We start from the raw sequence: 14,997 nt of genomic DNA, 5'->3' as shown, positions 1-14,997 counted from the left end.
TCGGGCCCGGCATCAGCGGCGACTCCGCAGAGGACCTGCTCCGGGTCGCCGAGCTGGTCCGCTCGGTTCCCGACTACCCGCAGCCCGGCGTGCTGTTCCGGGACATCACCCCGGTGCTGGCGGACGGGGAGTCCTTCGCGACCGTCACCACCGAGCTGGCCGCGGGCGCCGGCCAGGCGGACCTCGTCGTCGGGGTGGAGGCGCGCGGGTTCCTGCTCGGCGCCGCCGTCGCGCTCGTCGCCGGGGTCGGGACCGTACCGGTCCGCAAGGCGGGCAAGCTGCCCGCGGTCGCCGCGTCGCGCAGCTACGACCTGGAGTACGGCAGCGCCACCCTGGAGCTGCCGGCCGGCGTCGTCGAGCCGGGGGCCCGGGTCTACGTGGTCGACGACGTGCTCGCCACCGGTGGCACCGCCACCGCGGCCTGCGCGCTGCTCACCGACGTCGGGGCCGAGGTCGTCGGGTTCGGCACGCTGCTGGAACTGAGCGCGCTGAACGGCCGGGCGAAGCTCGGTGACCTGCGGATCGACGCCCTGCTGAACGCCTGACGACGACGCGGGCCCGAACGCGGACTATCCTCGGGTGGCGGGGACCTCCCCGCCACCCGAGCACGAGCAGGAGGTGCGGTGACCGAGGTCGACCGGACGAGCACCCACCCGGCCACGCGGCCGCTGTCGCCTGCCGACGACGAGCCGCCACGCCCGTCCGCGACCCGCCGGGTCCGCGCCCGGATCGCCCGGCGGATGACCCCGCAGCGCGTCGCCATCGTGACCCCGGTGCTGGAGCCGCTCGCCGCGGTCCACCGGTCGCTGCACCCCAAGGCCGACCTGGTGCTGCTGCAGCGTGCCTACGACGTCGCCGAGGACAAGCACGACGGGCAGACCCGCAAGTCCGGGGACCCCTACATCACCCACCCGCTCGCCGTCGCCACGATCCTGGCCGAGCTGGGCATGGACACCACGACGCTGGTCGCGGCGCTGCTGCACGACACCGTGGAGGACGCCGACTACTCCCTGGAACGGCTGCGCGCCGACTTCGGCGACGAGGTCGCGCACCTGGTCGACGGGGTCACCAAGCTCGACAAGGTCGAGTTCGGCACCGCCGCCGAGGCCGAGACGATCCGCAAGATGGTCGTCGCGATGGCGCGGGACCCGCGGGTGCTGGTCATCAAGCTGTCCGACCGGCTGCACAACATGCGCACGATGCGCTTCCTGCGCCCGGAGAAGCAGGTCAAGAAGGCGAACGAGACCCTCGAGGTGTTCGCCCCGCTCGCGCACCGGCTCGGCATGGCCACGGTGAAGCTGGAGCTCGAGGACCTGTCCTTCGCGATCCTGCAGCCGAAGAAGTACCAGGAGATCGTGCGGCTGGTCGCCGACCGGGCGCCCTCGCGCGACACCTACCTGCGCCAGGTCATCGACGAGGTGTCCGCCCAGCTGGACTCCGCGCGGATCCCGGCGAAGGTCGAGGGCAGGCCGAAGCACTACTACTCGATCTACCGCAAGATGATCGTCAAGGGCCGCGACTTCGACGACATCCACGACCTCGTCGGGGTCCGGGTGCTCGTCGACGAGGTGCGCGACTGCTACGCCGCGATCGGCATGGTGCACGCGCTGTGGCAGCCGATGCCCGGCCGTTTCAAGGACTACATCGCCCAGCCCCGGTTCGGGGTCTACCAGTCGCTGCACACCACGGTGATCGGACCGGACGGCAAGCCCCTCGAGGTGCAGATCCGCACCCACGCCATGCACCGCACCGCCGAGTACGGCATCGCCGCGCACTGGCGGTACAAGGAGGTCAAGGGCGGCGGCAACAAGGAGGTCGAGGTCGAGGAGATGGCGTGGATGCGCCAGCTGCTCGACTGGCAGCGCGAGGCCGCCGACCCCGGCGAGTTCCTCGACTCGCTGCGCTTCGACCTCGCCGCGCGGGAGATCTTCGTCTTCACCCCGAAGGGCGACGTCGTCACCCTGCCGACCGGCTCCACCCCGATCGACCTGGCCTACGCCGTGCACACCGAGGTCGGGCACCGCTGCATCGGGTCCCGGGTCAACGGCAAGCTCGTCGCGCTGGAGCGCCAGCTGTCCTCCGGCGACGTCGTCGAGATCTTCACCTCGAAGGCCGAGGACGCCGGGCCGAGCCGGGACTGGCTGCAGATCGCGAAGTCCCCGCGGGCCAAGGCCAAGATCAAGCAGTGGTTCGCGAAGGAACGTCGCGAGGAGGCCGTCGAGGAGGGCAAGGAGGCGATCACCCGGGAGGCACGCCGCACCGGGATGCCGCTGCAGCGGCTCATCTCCGCCGACGCGATGTCCGCGCTCGCCCGGGAGATGCACTACTCCGACGTCTCCGCGCTCTACGCCGCCGTCGGCGAGCACCAGGCCAGCGCCCAGCACGTCGTGCAGCGCCTCGTGGCCTGGTTCGGCGGCGAGGAGGAGGCCGAGGAGGAGCTCGCCGAGCGGGCGACGCCGTCGACGGTCCGCCACCGCCGCCCGTCGGGCAACGCGGGTGTCGTCGTCACCGGCGCCGACGGCCAGTCCCTCGGTGACCTCTACGTCAAGCTCGCCCGCTGCTGCACCCCGGTGCCCGGCGACGAGATCCTCGGGTTCGTCACCCGCGGCGGCGGGATCAGCGTGCACCGCACCGACTGCACCAACGCCGGCGACCTCACCGCCCGCGAGGAGCGCCTGGTCGACGTGACCTGGTCGGTGTCGCCGGAGTCGGTGTTCCTGGTCGCCATCCAGGTCGAGGCGCTCGACCGGCACCGGCTGCTGTCCGACGTCACGAAGGTCCTGGCCGACGAGAAGGTCAACATCCTCTCGGCGACGACGACCACGTCGCGCGACCGGGTCGCGATCTCCCGGTTCTCCTTCGAGATGGGGGACCCGAAGCACCTCGGGCACCTGCTGCACGCGGTGCGCAACATCGAGGGCGTCTACGACGTCTACCGCGTCACCAGCGCGGCCTGACCCCGGCCCACCCCACGCGGGGGCGGGCCGGGGCGCCGGTCAGCCGAGGGTGGTGCGCTGGATCTCGACCGGGATGCTCGGCAGGCCGTCGCCGGAGCCGACGGACTCGCCGCCCTTGGCGACCTTGTCCAGGGTCGCGAGCCCCGCGGTGCCGATCGAGCCGAACACGGTGTAGTTCGGGGGCAGCTGGGCGTCGCCGTAGATCATGAAGAACTGGCTGCCGTTGGTGTTCGGCCCGGCATTGGCCATCGCCAGCAGGCCGCGGCCGTAGGTGAGGCCGGGGAACACCTCGTCGGCGAAGGAGTAGCCGGGGCCGCCGCGGCCGGAGCCGGACGGGTCGCCGCACTGCAGCACCTGCAGGCCAGGGCTGGTGGTGAGCCGGTGGCAGGAGGTCCCGTCGAAGTAGCCCTGCTGCGCGAGGCTCGCGAAGCTCTTGACCGTGCACGGCGCGAGGGCGCGGTCCAGCGTCAGGTCGATCGGGCCGGCGCTGGTCTGCAGGTCCGCGGTCACCGTCCCCTGCGCCGGGGTGGCGCCGGCGGCCGGCGGGTTCACCGGCTTCGCGGCGGGCTCGGGAGCCCGGGGGTAGGTGCAGTCGACCGAGGCCGGCAGGGCCGTCGGGCGCTTCGGCAGGGGGACGGTCGGCAGCCCGGAGGTGTCCGGGCCGTCACCGGCGGGCGGGGCGGCGGCCGGGGTGGCGTCGTCGGGGCCGCCCCAGGCCGAGGTCAGCGCGTAGATCCCGACCGCGGCCAGCACGACGACCAGCACGGTCACCACGGCCGCGATCGTCGTGTTCCGCTTGCGCTTCTGCTCGCGCTCGGCCCGGCGGGCCTGCTGCGCCTCCAGCTTGCGCTTGGCCGCCTCCCGGCGCTGCTCGTTCGTCGCCACGTCCCGCCAACTCCCTGACTTGATCATCCGTACGCGCGGTGAGGGTATCGGGGCGACCTGGGGAGAAAGCTGAGAGACACCGGTTCTAGGCTGGGAGGACCGATCTGATCCCCGGAGAGGACGTGCAACCACCGTGACCGCCACCGAGCCGCAGGTGAGCCGGGCCCGCAGGCCCGAGCCGTTCGCCGCGCCGAAGGGCATCCCCGAGTACCTCCCGCCGTCCTCGGCCGGGTTCGTGCACGTGCGGGACACCCTCGCCGCCGCCGCCGAGCGCGCCGGGTACGGCCACATCGAGCTGCCGGTGTTCGAGGACACCGGCCTCTACGCCCGCGGGGTGGGGGAGTCCACCGACGTCGTCTCCAAGGAGATGTACACCTTCGCCGACCGCGGCGACCGCTCGGTGACGCTGCGCCCCGAGGGCACCGCGGGCGTCGTCCGCTCGGTGATCGAGCACAACCTCGACAAGCAGGGGCTGCCGGTCAAGCTGCGCTACGCCGGACCCTTCTTCCGCTACGAGCGTCCCCAGGCCGGCCGCTACCGGCAGCTCCAGCAGGTCGGCGTCGAGGCGATCGGGGTGGACGACGCAGGCCTGGACGCCGAGGTCATCGCGATCGCCGACGAGGGGTTCAAGGCCCTCGGCCTGACCGGCTACCGCCTGGAGATCACCTCCCTCGGCGACGCCGAGTGCCGCCCCGCCTACCGCGCACTGCTGCAGGAGTTCCTGGCCGGGCTCGACCTCGACGAGGCGACCCGGGCCCGGGCGGAGATCAACCCGCTGCGGGTGCTCGACGACAAGCGCCCCGAGATCCGCGCCGCGATGGCCGACGCGCCGCTGCTGATGGACCACCTGTCCGACGCCGCCGCCGACCACCACGCCCGCGTGCTGGCCCACCTCGACGACCTCGGCGTCGCCTACACGCCGAACCCGCGCATGGTCCGGGGCCTGGACTACTACACCAAGACGACCTTCGAGTTCGTCCACGACGGCCTCGGCGCGCAGTCCGGCATCGGCGGTGGCGGCCGCTACGACGGTCTCATGGCGACCCTCGGCGGACCGGAGCTGTCCGGCGTCGGGTTCGGCATCGGCGTCGACCGCACGCTGCTCGCCTGCCGCGCCGAGGGCGTCGCGCCCTGGTCGGACGCGCGGGTCGAGGTGTTCGGGGTGTCCCTCGGCGACGCCGCGCAGCGCCGCCTGGTCGTGATCGCCGCGCAGCTGCGGGCCCGGGGCCTGCGGGTCGACCTGGCCTACGGCGGCCGGGGACTCAAGGGCGCGATGAAGTCCGCCGACCGGTCCGGGGCGCGGTTCGCGCTGGTCCTGGGGGACCGGGACCTGGAGAACGGCACCGTCGGGCTCAAGGACCTCGTCTCCGGCGAGCAGCAGGACGTCCCGCTGGACGCGGTCACCGACGCCGTCGTGACCGCCCTGGCGGGCTGAGGCCCACCGTGGCCCGGACCGACCGGGACCGGTGGGACGCGAAGCACCGCGCCCTCGGCACCGGCACCCCCGCCCCGCCGGACGCCCTGCGCGAGCACCTCGACCTGCTCCCGTCGTCCGGCCGGGCGCTGGACGTGGCCTGCGGGCGGGGGAGCGTCGCGGTGTGGCTGGCCGGGCGCGGGCTCGACGTCGTCGCCGTCGACGTGTCGCCGGCCGCGCTCGCCGCGGGAGCCGAGCTCGTCACCCGCGAGCAGCCGCCCGGTCGCGTGCGCTGGGTGGAGGCCGACCTCGACGCCGGGTTCCCGGCCGAGGACGACCGCTACGACCTCGTCGTGTGCCAGCGCTTCCGCGACCCGGCGCTCTACCCGGCGATGGCCGCGGCGCTCGCCCCGGGAGGGCTGCTGGTGATCACGGTCCTGTCCGAGGTCGGCGACACGGGCGGGGCGTTCCGGGCGGCGCCGGGGGAGCTCACCGCGGCGTTCGCCGGCCTCGAGGTCCTCGCCCACCGCGAGGGCAACGGCGAGGCGCACCTCGTCGCCCGCGCCCCCGCCTGAACGGGCGCCGCCGCTCAGCCGCCGTGCGTCGCCGCGCTGCGGTAGTCGGTGTAGGTGTAGGGGTTGTCGAGGACCTTGGTCTCCGGGATCTCCGGGTTCATCCCCGCCTGCCACGCCTGCTCGCCCATCGTCGCGCGCAGGTGCTCCACGGTCGCGGTGACCGCTGCGCGGGCGGCGGGCAGGTCGACGTCGACGAGACGCCCGTCGCGCTTCACCACGCGCCCGTCAACCAGGACCGTGTGCACGTCCCCGCGCTGGGCCTGGAACGCGACGTGGCCGTGCGGGTGCAGCACCGGGAACGACACCGGTGAGTGGTCGTTGCGCAGCAGCACCAGGTCGGCCTTCTTCCCGACCTCGACCGAGCCCAGGTCCGACTCGCGCCCGATCGCGCGGGCCCCGCCGCGGGTGGCCCACTCGACGACCTGCTCGGCCCGCAGCGACGAGTGGGTGACGGTGTCCCCGCGCCCGTGCGCCTCCAGGTGCTCGCGGGACCGGTCGGCGCCCAGCGTGGTGCGCATCGCCGAGAACAGGTCCGCGCTCCACCACATCGACGAGTCCATCGACAGCGACACCGGGATGCCGTGCTCGCGCAGCGCCCAGGTGGGCGGGTAGCCCTGACCGGCGCTCTGCTCGCTCTCGGTGGACACCGACACCGAGCCGCCGGTCGCGGCGATCCGGTGGTAGGAGTCCGCGGACAGCGACGCGGCGTGCACGTAGACGGTGTCCGGGCCGGCGAAGCCGTGCTCGTGCATGAGCCGGACGCCGTCGTCGTTGGTGGCGCCCCACACCCCGGCGTGGGTGGTGACGCCGCCGCCGAGCTCGCGGGCCACCTCGAACGCGGGACGCTCGGGGAACGCCGGGTCGCCGGTGACGTCGAAGGCCAGCTGGAAGCCCAGCATGTCGTCGCCGGGGGTGATGCGCCGCGACACGAACTCCGCGAACCCGGGGTCGGCGGTCCAGTTCGCGGGGGCGTCGTGGATGTTGCCGTAGGCGAGCACGAACCGGCCCGCGGTGGAGGTCAGGGCGTCGACGGCGGCGTCGGCGTGCTGCGGGGTCTGCAGCCCGTGCGACCAGTCGACCGTGGTGGTGACGCCCGCGTCGAGGGCCTCCAGCGCCGCGAGCAGGTTGCCCGCGTGGATGTCCTCCGGACGGAAGACCTTCCCCCACTCCAGGTAGTTCCACACGAAGTACTGGGTCAGCGTCCAGTCGGCGCCGTAGCCGCGCAGCGAGGTCTGCCACATGTGCCGGTGGGTGTCGATCATGCCGGGCATCACGATGCCGCCGGCCGCCTCGATCTCCTCGGTGCCCTCGGGAACCGCCAGCCCGACGCCGACGGCGGCGATCCGGTCGCCGGTCACCAGGACGTCGTGGCCGGACAGGACCGTCCGGCTCGCATCGACGGTCAGGACGGTCGTGTTGCGGAAGACGACGCTCATCGGCGCACCCCTCGATCTGCCGGACAGACGTCCGCTGAACGGACACCGTGGAACGGCGGTCACTGTCGCGCACGCTGGTTGTGCTGTCAACGTCCGGGCTGTCACCGTCCGGGCCGCCGTCGTCGTGCGGTCGGTCGCGGTGTGTCCGCAGGGCGGACGCGAGGCGCTACCGTGACGCCCATGCCACGCGACGGGACCGGCCCGGACTTCATCGAGGCGCTCGCCCGCGGCCTGGAGGTGATCACCGCGTTCCGGCCCGGCCGGCCGGAGATGACCCTGGCCGACCTCGCCGCGGCGACCGGGCTCGCCCGGCCGACCGTGCGCCGGGTGCTGCTCACCCTGGCCGAGCTCGGCTACGTCCGCGCCTGCGAGCGCGGGTACACCCTCACGCCGCGGGTGCTCGACCTCGGCGTCGCCTACGTCCGCTCCACCGGGCTGTGGGACGTCGCCCGCCCGCACCTGGAGCGCCTGGTCGGGCGCACGCACGAGTCGTGCTCGATCGCCCAGCTCGACGGCAGCGACATCGTCTATGTCGCGCGGGTCGCGGTGCCCAAGATCGTCGCACTGTCGGTCCAGATCGGGACCCGGTTCCCGGCGGCGTCGACCTCGCTGGGGAAGGTGCAGCTCGCCGCGCTCGCCCCGGACGAGCTGGAACGCGTGCTGGCCGAGCCGTCGCGGTCCGGGCTGACCCCGCGCAGCGCCCCCACTCCGGCCGAGCGCGACGCGGAGCTGCGCGAGGTCCGCGCCCGCGGCTGGGCGCTCACCGACGAGCAGCTGGCGCCCGGAATCCGCTCGGTCGCCGCCCCCCTGCGCGATGGCGAGGGCCGGGTGATCGCCGGGGTCAACGTCAACTGCCACGCCGCGGAGACCTCGCTGGAGACCCTCCTCGAACACCACCTGCCGCTGCTGCTGCAGACCGCGGGCGACATCAGCGCCGACTTCGCCCGGCTCGCCACCGCCCCGCACGTGACCGTGTCCGCCCCGGCTTGACCTCCCGGCCCGGTCGGGGCCACGATCGTCTGGCGGACAGGCGTCCGCACAGCGATCACTTCGGAGGAAATGATGGCGGAAGCCGGAACCGGCGGGCCGCTCGAGGGCATCCTCGTGGCCGACTTCTCGCGCATCCTGGCCGGGCCGTACGCGACGATGCTGCTGGCCGACATGGGCGCCGACGTCGTCAAGGTCGAGGGTCCGGCCGGCGACGACACCCGGACGTGGATGCCGCCCGAGCGCGATGGGGAGTCCACCTACTACCTGGGCATCAACCGCGGGAAGCGCTCCATCGCGCTGGACCTGCGCGACGAGACCGACCTCGCCGCCGCCCGCGAGCTCGCGCGGCGGGCCGACGTCGTCATCGAGAACCTGCGCCCCGGCGGGATGACCCGCTTCGGGCTGGACTTCGACGCCGTCGCCGCGACCAACCCGGGCGTCGTCTACGCCTCGATCTCCGGGTTCGGCTCCGGCGCGGGCGCGCACGTGCCGGGCTACGACCTCATGGTCCAGGCGATGTCCGGGCTCATGAGCCTCACCGGCGATCCGGACGGGCCGCCGTACCGGGCGGGCATCTCGGTGTTCGACGTGATGGCCGGCAACCACGCCGCGATCGGGATCCTGGCCGCGCTGCGCCACCGCGACCGCACCGGCACCGGCCAGCACGTCGAGGTCAACCTGCTCTCCTCGGCGCTCACCGGGCTGGTCAACCACAGCTCCGCCTGGGTCGCCGGGGACACCGTGCCGTACCGGATGGGCAACGCCCACCCGTCGGTCTTTCCCTACGAGCCGATGCCGACCGCCGACGACGACCTCATCGTCGCTGCCGGCAACGACGCCCAGTTCCGCAAGCTCTGCGTCGTGCTCGGGGTCGGAGACCTCGCCGACGACCCCCGCTTCGCCCGCAACGCCGACCGCACCGTGCACCGCGAGGCGCTGCGCCCGCTGCTGGAGGAGCGGCTCGCGACCCGCGGCGCCGTCGAGTGGTTCGAGCTGCTCACCGAGGCCGGCGTGCCGTCGGGCCCCATCCAGACCATCGACGGCGGCTTCGCCATGGCGGAGCGGTTCGGCCTCGACCCCGTCGTCACCGTCGGGGAGGGGGAGCGGGCGGTGCCCACCACGCGCCACCCGGTCCGCTTCTCCGCCACCCCTGCCGTCTACCGGCTCCCCCCGCCGCAGCTCGACGAGCACGGCGCCGACCTGCGGAAGTGGCTCGACTCATGACCTACCCCACCGCCCTGGGTGCCTCGTCGAAGGACGCCATCACCCTGCTCGGCCACGACCTCGCCGAGGACGTGATGGGCACCGTCGGGTTCGGTGAGCTCGCGTTCTGGCTCGCCACCCAGCGCCGCCCGACCCCCGGTGAGACCCGGGTGTTCGAGGCCGTCCTCGCCGCCCTCGCCGACCACGGGTTCACCCCGACCGCGATCGTCACGCGGCTCACCCACCTGTCCGCGCCGGACTCGGTGCAGGGCGCGCTCGCCGCCGGCCTGCTCGGTGGCGGCTCGCGCTTCCTCGGCGTCACCGAGGACTGCGGCCGGTTCCTGCACGACCACCTGCCCACCGAGCGCCCCACCGACGACGACGGCTGGGACGCCGTCGCGCTCGACGTCGTCACCGCGCAGCGGGCCGCGAAGCGGTTCGTCCCCGGCCTCGGCCACCACGTCCACAAGGACGGCGACCCCCGCACCCCGCGGCTGTTCGCCATCGCGGAACAGGAGGGGCTGCTCGGCCCGCACCTGCGCCTGTTCGCCGCGATCGACCGGGTGCACCCGCAGGTGCTGGGCCGGACGCTGCCGCTCAACGGCGCAGGGGTCTGCGGCGCGGCACTGGCCGACCTCGGGCTGCCGCTGGAGCTGCTGCGCGGCTTCGCGCTGCTCGCCCGGACCGCCGGTCTGATCGGTCAGCTCGCGGAGGAGCTGCGCCACCCCGTCGCGAACGACATCTTCCTGTCCGTGGACCTGCACAACCGGTCCGTCGACCCCGACCCGTACCAGCCCGAGGGAGACCTGCGATGACGCAGCCCACCACCGTCACCGAGGACACGATCACCGACGCCGCCGTCGCGCGCTGGGCGACCGCGCACGACCCGCGCACCGCCGAGCTGATGACCGCCCTGGTGCGCCACCTGCACGACTTCGCCCGCGAGACCCACCTCACCGAGGACGAGTGGATGGCCGCCGTGCGCTGGCTGACCGCCACCGGGCAGATCTCCGACGACAAGCGCGAGGAGTTCATCCTCGCCTCCGACGTGCTCGGGCTGTCCATGCTCGTCGTCCAGCAGAACCACCGCCTCGACCCGGCCGCCACCCCGGCGACCGTGCTGGGCCCGTTCCACATCGACGGCTCCCCGGAGAAGGACTTCGGCGCCGACATGTCCGACGGGCTGCCCGGCGACCTGCTGTTCGTGCACGGCACCGTCCGCTCGCTCGACGGCACCGGCGTCCCCGGCGCCGTGCTCGACGTGTGGCAGTCCGACGCCGACGGCACCTACGAGGCCCAGCTCGACGTCGACGAGGCCCGGCTGCGCGCGAAGTACACGACCGACGCCGACGGCCGCTACTGCGTGCGCACCATCGCCCCGCTCGGCTACGCCATCCCGATGGACGGCCCGGTCGGCGACTTGATCTCGCGCACCGACATCAGCCCGATGCGGCCCGCGCACATCCACTTCCTGCTCGCCGTGCCCGGCTACGCACCGCTGATCACCCACCTGTTCCGGGAGGGCACCGAGTACCTCGACTCCGACGTCGTGTTCGGTGTGAAGCGCGAGCTCGTCGTGGCGTTCGACCGCCACGAGCCCGGCCCCACGCCGGACGGCGGGCACAGCGACACCCCCTGGTACGAGGCCCGCTACGACTTCGTGCTTCAGCCCGCCGGGTGAGACTCAGCGCCGCCCGACGACCAGCGCGGCCAGCCCGGTCGTCACCGGGACGGCGGCGACCAGACCGATGCTGCCCACCAGCGTCCGCACGATCTCGGTCGCCACGTCCTGGCTGGTCAGCACCTGCGTCACCCCGCCGGCGGCGACGGTGAACAACAGCAGCAGCGGCAGCGCCGCCCCGGCGTAGGCCAGCACCAGGGTGTTCACCGCGGACGCGACGTGGTCGCGGCCGATCCGCATCCCGGCGGCGAACAGCTCGCCCACGCTCATCCCCGGGTTCGCCGCGCCCAGCTCCCACACCGCGGACGCCTGGGTGACGGTGACGTCGTCCAGCGCCCCGAGCGCGCCGATCACCAGCCCGGCCAGCACCAGGCCGCGGGGGTCGATCGGTACGCCGGGGCCGAGCGTGCCGATCAGGGTGGCGGTGGTGTCGTCGAGCCCGGTGAGCCGGGAGGTGACGGTGAACAAGTAGCCGAGCAGCCCGATCAGGGCGAGCGAGGCCAGTGTGCCGAGCACCGCGCACGACGTCCGCGCGGTGAACCCGTGGGTCAGGTACAGCACCACGAACATGATCAGGCAGGCGCCGGTGACCGCGACCGCGAGCGGGGAGCCACCGGACAGGATCGCCGGCAGCACGAACCACAGCAGGATCACGAAGCTCAGCGCCAGGCTGACCAGCGCCGCGAACCCGCGCAGCCGTCCCAGCACGACGACGGCCAGGGCGAACGCCGCCGCCAGCCACCCCAGCGGGGCGCCGCGCTGGAAGTCGACGAGCTGGTAGGAGCCCGCGTCGTCGGGGTTGGCGCCCGACCACGACAGGGTGACCGGGTCGCCCACCGCGAACCGCGGTGTCGACGGCTCGTTCGGCACCAGCTGCACCAGGTCCCGTCCGGCACGGGGCCCGTCGGACAGCGCGACCGTCACCCCGGTGCAGCGACGGTCCCCGGCGCCGGGGGAGCAGTCCGCGACCTGCACCGTGGTGACGGTGCCGTGCACCTGCTGGGTGGGCGGGATCTCCGGGACCGGGGTCGCCCCCGGCCACAGCAGGGCCACCCCGGCGAGCGTCGCGAGCACGCACGGCACGAGCAGCGCGACGAGCAGCCGCCGCACCCGTCGTCCGGCCGGGGACGCGGCGCCGTGCCCGTGGCCGTGGCCGTGTCCCTGCTCGTGTCCCTGGCCGTGTGCCGCGCTGGGTCCCTCTCGGTGTCCCGCGCTGTGTCCGTCTCGGTGTCCTTCCCCGAGTCCCGCGCCGTGGTCGTGCCCGGTGGCGGGCGGTGCCGGCGCGCCGGTCGTGGTGCCGGGCCCCGCCGCGCCGGGGCAGTCGCCCCAGCCGCCCGGGTGCCCGGCGCGGGGGATCGGACCGGTCTCGGCGCTGTCGTCGGTGCTGTTGTCGGTGCCGCCGGTGGGGCCCGGCGCGGCACGTCCTGCCGGTGCGGGGGAGGCGCCGTTCTCCTCGCGGGACGGACGGCGCGGGGCGGGTGGCCGGGTGCCCGGTGTCCGCCGGGCCCGGTGCTGCGCCGGTTCTGCCGGGAACAGGTGCCCGCCGGAGGCGCCCGGTGCCCGGTCCTCGGCGCGCCGCCGTCCCCCCGTCCGCGGAGCGGTGGGCCGGCCGCCGTCCGTCCGCGGAGCGCTGGGCCGGCCGCCGTCGGGGGCGGACGGGTCGCGCGGGACGGGCGGGGGCGGGGGCACCTCCGCATCCTTGCAAACGATCTTCGGCCTGCGGGGTGCCGTTCGCCCGGACGCGACCGCCCGGCGACGACCGGTTGTCCGTCGTTCGAACTTGTGTTCGACTGGAGCGGTGCGATGGGACGGACAGCAGGTCGGGGCGGACGGGGTCGGACACGCGACGGCGCTGCCGGGGATGCGGGGGTTGCTGCACTCGGTGCGCACCCCCGGGTTCGCGGACACGGTGTTCCACGAGGTCGAGGCGCGCTCGGTGCTCAACCGGGTGCCGTCGTCGTCGCCGGTGCCGTTCGGGTGGACGGTCAACCCCTACCGCGGCTGCTCGCACGCCTGCACCTACTGCCTCGTCCCGGACACCCCGGTGCTCACCGCCGACGGCCGGTCCCGGCCCATCGGGGAGCTGCGCCCGGGTGACGAGGTGGTCGGCACCCTCGCCGACGGCGGCGGGCGGCGCCGGTTCGTCCGCACCCCGGTGCTCGCGCGCTGGTCGACCCGGCGCCGGGCGCAGGAGGTGACCCTCGACGACGGCACTGTGCTCGTCACCTCCGCCGAACACCGTTTCCTCACCACCACCGGCTGGGCACACGTGCGCCCGGGGCGCTGCCGTTCCTCGGCGGACCGGCCGCACCTGACACCGGGGACGGCACTGGTCGGGCCCGGTGCGGCCGCGGTCCCGGGCGGGCCCCGGCCCGAGGGGTACGCCGAGGGCTGGCTCTGCGGGCTGGTCCGGGCCGACGCGGTGCGCGGGCGGGTGCGGGCCGAGCCGTTCCCGACCGGCTGGGTGGAGCTGGAGGCGCTCGCCCGCGCCCACCACCTGCTGACCGCGCGGCCGGTGCCCGTGGCCGCCGGGATGCTCGCGGCGCCCGCACCGTCGCCGACGGCCTGGCCGCACCGGCCCGCCCGTGGCTGGTCGGCCGGCTTCGTCGGCGGGATCGTCGACGCCTGCGGTGAGGTCTCCGCCGGGGTGTTGCGGATCGTGCCCGGCGAGGAGACGCTCGCCCGCGCCTGCGTCGACGCGCTGCGGCGGCTCGGGTTCCGGGTGGCCTCGGAGCCGTCGGCCCGGCCCGGGGTGCGGGCGCTGCGGGTGCTGGGCGGGGTCGCCGAGCAGCTGCGGCTGGTCGCGGTGACCGACCCGGCCGTGGCCCGGATGCGTGACGTCGGCGGAGCCCGCGTCGAGGAGCCGCCCGGGGGAGCGCCGCGGGTGGTGTCGATCCGCGACACCGGCACCCTGCGTCCGATGGTCGACATCACCACCGGCACCGGTGACTTCGTCGCCGCCGGGGTGGTCAGCCACAACTGCTTCGCCCGCAACACCCACACCTACCTGGACCTGGACGCCGGCGCGGACTTCGACTCCCAGATCGTGGTCAAGGTGAACGTCGCCCGGGTGCTGGAGCGGGAGCTGGCCCGGCCGTCGTGGCGGCGCGAGCACGTCGCGATGGGCACCAACACCGACCCCTACCAACGGGCGGAGGGCCGCTACCGGCTGATGCCGGGGGTGATCGGCGCACTGGCCCGCTCCGGCACGCCGTTCTCCGTCCTGACCAAGGGCACCGTGCTGGGCCGGGACCTGCCGCAGCTCGCGGCCGCGAACGCCGATGTGCGCGTCGGCACCGGGGTGTCGATCGCGCTGCTGGACCGGGAGCTGCAGTCGCACCTGGAGCCGGGCACGCCGAGCCCGCGGGCCCGGCTCGACCTCGTCCGCCGGATCACCGACGCGGGCCTGCCCTGCGGGGTCATGGTGGCCCCGGTGCTGCCGTGGCTGACCGACTCCACCGAGGCCCTCGACGCACTGCTGGGCGAGATCGCCGCCGCCGGGGCGAGCCGGGCCACGGTCCTCGCGCTGCACCTGCGCCCCGGGACCCGGGAGTGGTTCCTGGCCTGGCTGGGGCGGACCCACCCCGCGCTGCTGCCGCGCTACGCGCGGCTCTACCGCGGCGGGGCCTACGCCACACCGGACTACCGCAGGGCCCTGGCCCGGCGGGTCTCCCCGCTGCTGGCCCGGCACGGCCTGGACCGGCCCGAACCGAACCCGCGGGACCCGGGGTGGACCCGGCAGCCGGTCGCGCCGGTGCGGCCACCGGACCCGGACGCGGGGCAGCTGAGCCTGCTGTGAGGCGGCGCCGGAAACCTGGTGGCAGGCGGCCCGGGTGGTGCCGATAGCCTTGACCGC

Annotated in this window: 12 protein-coding genes; 9 read left to right on the top strand and 3 right to left on the bottom strand. The window is 74.4% G+C overall.

Annotated elements, in window-relative coordinates:
• Positions 1 to 11 precede the first annotated feature (11 nt).
• Together Ae505Ps2_RS23705 and Ae505Ps2_RS23700 are read left to right on the top strand one after the other, a co-directional pair.
• On the top strand, positions 12 to 545 hold the full coding sequence (locus Ae505Ps2_RS23705; protein WP_075334272.1) for an adenine phosphoribosyltransferase: 534 nt from the start codon (positions 12 to 14) through the stop codon (positions 543 to 545).
• 123 nt (positions 546 to 668) lie between these two features.
• Positions 669 to 2,957, top strand: coding sequence for a bifunctional (p)ppGpp synthetase/guanosine-3',5'-bis(diphosphate) 3'-pyrophosphohydrolase (locus tag Ae505Ps2_RS23700; RefSeq protein WP_139319000.1), 2,289 nt, complete (start codon positions 669 to 671; stop codon positions 2,955 to 2,957).
• A gap of 39 nt (positions 2,958 to 2,996) precedes the next feature.
• Here Ae505Ps2_RS23700 and Ae505Ps2_RS23695 read toward each other — a convergent pair whose 3' ends face one another.
• Positions 2,997 to 3,842 carry a peptidylprolyl isomerase gene (locus Ae505Ps2_RS23695; protein ID WP_075306025.1) on the bottom strand — a complete coding sequence of 282 codons (846 nt, stop codon included), beginning with the start codon at positions 3,840 to 3,842 and terminating at the stop codon, positions 2,997 to 2,999.
• A 133-nt stretch (positions 3,843 to 3,975) separates the two neighbouring features.
• Here Ae505Ps2_RS23695 and hisS point away from each other — a divergent pair, with 133 nt between their 5' ends.
• Both hisS and Ae505Ps2_RS23685 read left to right on the top strand, forming a co-directional pair.
• Entirely contained in the window at positions 3,976 to 5,277 is a 1,302-nt protein-coding gene (gene hisS / locus Ae505Ps2_RS23690; protein ID WP_020625475.1) for a histidine--tRNA ligase, read from the top strand.
• Between the two features lie 8 nt (positions 5,278 to 5,285).
• Positions 5,286 to 5,831 carry a class I SAM-dependent methyltransferase gene (locus Ae505Ps2_RS23685; RefSeq protein WP_075306027.1) on the top strand — a complete coding sequence of 182 codons (546 nt, stop codon included), beginning with the start codon at positions 5,286 to 5,288 and terminating at the stop codon, positions 5,829 to 5,831.
• A 14-nt stretch (positions 5,832 to 5,845) separates the two neighbouring features.
• Here Ae505Ps2_RS23685 and Ae505Ps2_RS23680 read toward each other — a convergent pair whose 3' ends face one another.
• Entirely contained in the window at positions 5,846 to 7,267 is a 1,422-nt protein-coding gene (locus tag Ae505Ps2_RS23680; protein WP_075554006.1) for an amidohydrolase family protein, read from the bottom strand.
• A gap of 180 nt (positions 7,268 to 7,447) precedes the next feature.
• Between Ae505Ps2_RS23680 and Ae505Ps2_RS23675 the strand changes: the two genes are divergently transcribed.
• From Ae505Ps2_RS23675 to Ae505Ps2_RS23660, 4 genes are all read left to right on the top strand, one after another.
• The gene (locus Ae505Ps2_RS23675) at positions 7,448 to 8,257 is read left to right on the top strand and encodes an IclR family transcriptional regulator C-terminal domain-containing protein (RefSeq protein WP_075306031.1); all 810 of its coding nucleotides are present in this window, start codon (positions 7,448 to 7,450) and stop codon (positions 8,255 to 8,257) included.
• A gap of 72 nt (positions 8,258 to 8,329) precedes the next feature.
• Complete coding sequence (locus Ae505Ps2_RS23670) at positions 8,330 to 9,481, top strand: CoA transferase (RefSeq protein WP_075311700.1); 1,152 nt, start codon at positions 8,330 to 8,332, stop codon at positions 9,479 to 9,481.
• Positions 9,478 to 10,275: a citryl-CoA lyase gene (locus Ae505Ps2_RS23665; protein WP_075554005.1), complete on the top strand. Its 798-nt coding sequence runs from the start codon at positions 9,478 to 9,480 to the stop codon at positions 10,273 to 10,275. The genes Ae505Ps2_RS23670 and Ae505Ps2_RS23665 overlap by 4 nt, the downstream gene beginning before the upstream one ends.
• On the top strand, positions 10,272 to 11,141 hold the full coding sequence (locus Ae505Ps2_RS23660; protein WP_075306035.1) for a dioxygenase: 870 nt from the start codon (positions 10,272 to 10,274) through the stop codon (positions 11,139 to 11,141). The genes Ae505Ps2_RS23665 and Ae505Ps2_RS23660 overlap by 4 nt, the downstream gene beginning before the upstream one ends.
• Before the next feature lie 3 nt (positions 11,142 to 11,144).
• Here the strand turns inward: Ae505Ps2_RS23660 and Ae505Ps2_RS23655 are convergent, their stop codons facing one another.
• Positions 11,145 to 12,830, bottom strand: a complete 1,686-nt coding sequence (locus Ae505Ps2_RS23655) for a YibE/F family protein (RefSeq protein ID WP_233147560.1) — start codon at positions 12,828 to 12,830, stop codon at positions 11,145 to 11,147.
• A 109-nt stretch (positions 12,831 to 12,939) separates the two neighbouring features.
• Between Ae505Ps2_RS23655 and Ae505Ps2_RS23650 the strand changes: the two genes are divergently transcribed.
• Positions 12,940 to 14,940 (top strand): intein-containing Rv2578c family radical SAM protein, encoded by a 2,001-nt coding sequence (locus tag Ae505Ps2_RS23650; RefSeq protein ID WP_139320207.1) that lies wholly within the window; start codon positions 12,940 to 12,942, stop codon positions 14,938 to 14,940.
• Positions 14,941 to 14,997 lie beyond the last annotated feature (57 nt).

Source organism: Pseudonocardia sp. Ae505_Ps2 (assembly GCF_001932425.1).
In the GTDB taxonomy this organism is placed as follows: Bacteria; Actinomycetota; Actinomycetes; order Mycobacteriales; family Pseudonocardiaceae; genus Pseudonocardia.
This window is presented reverse-complemented; position numbering and strand designations above follow the sequence as displayed.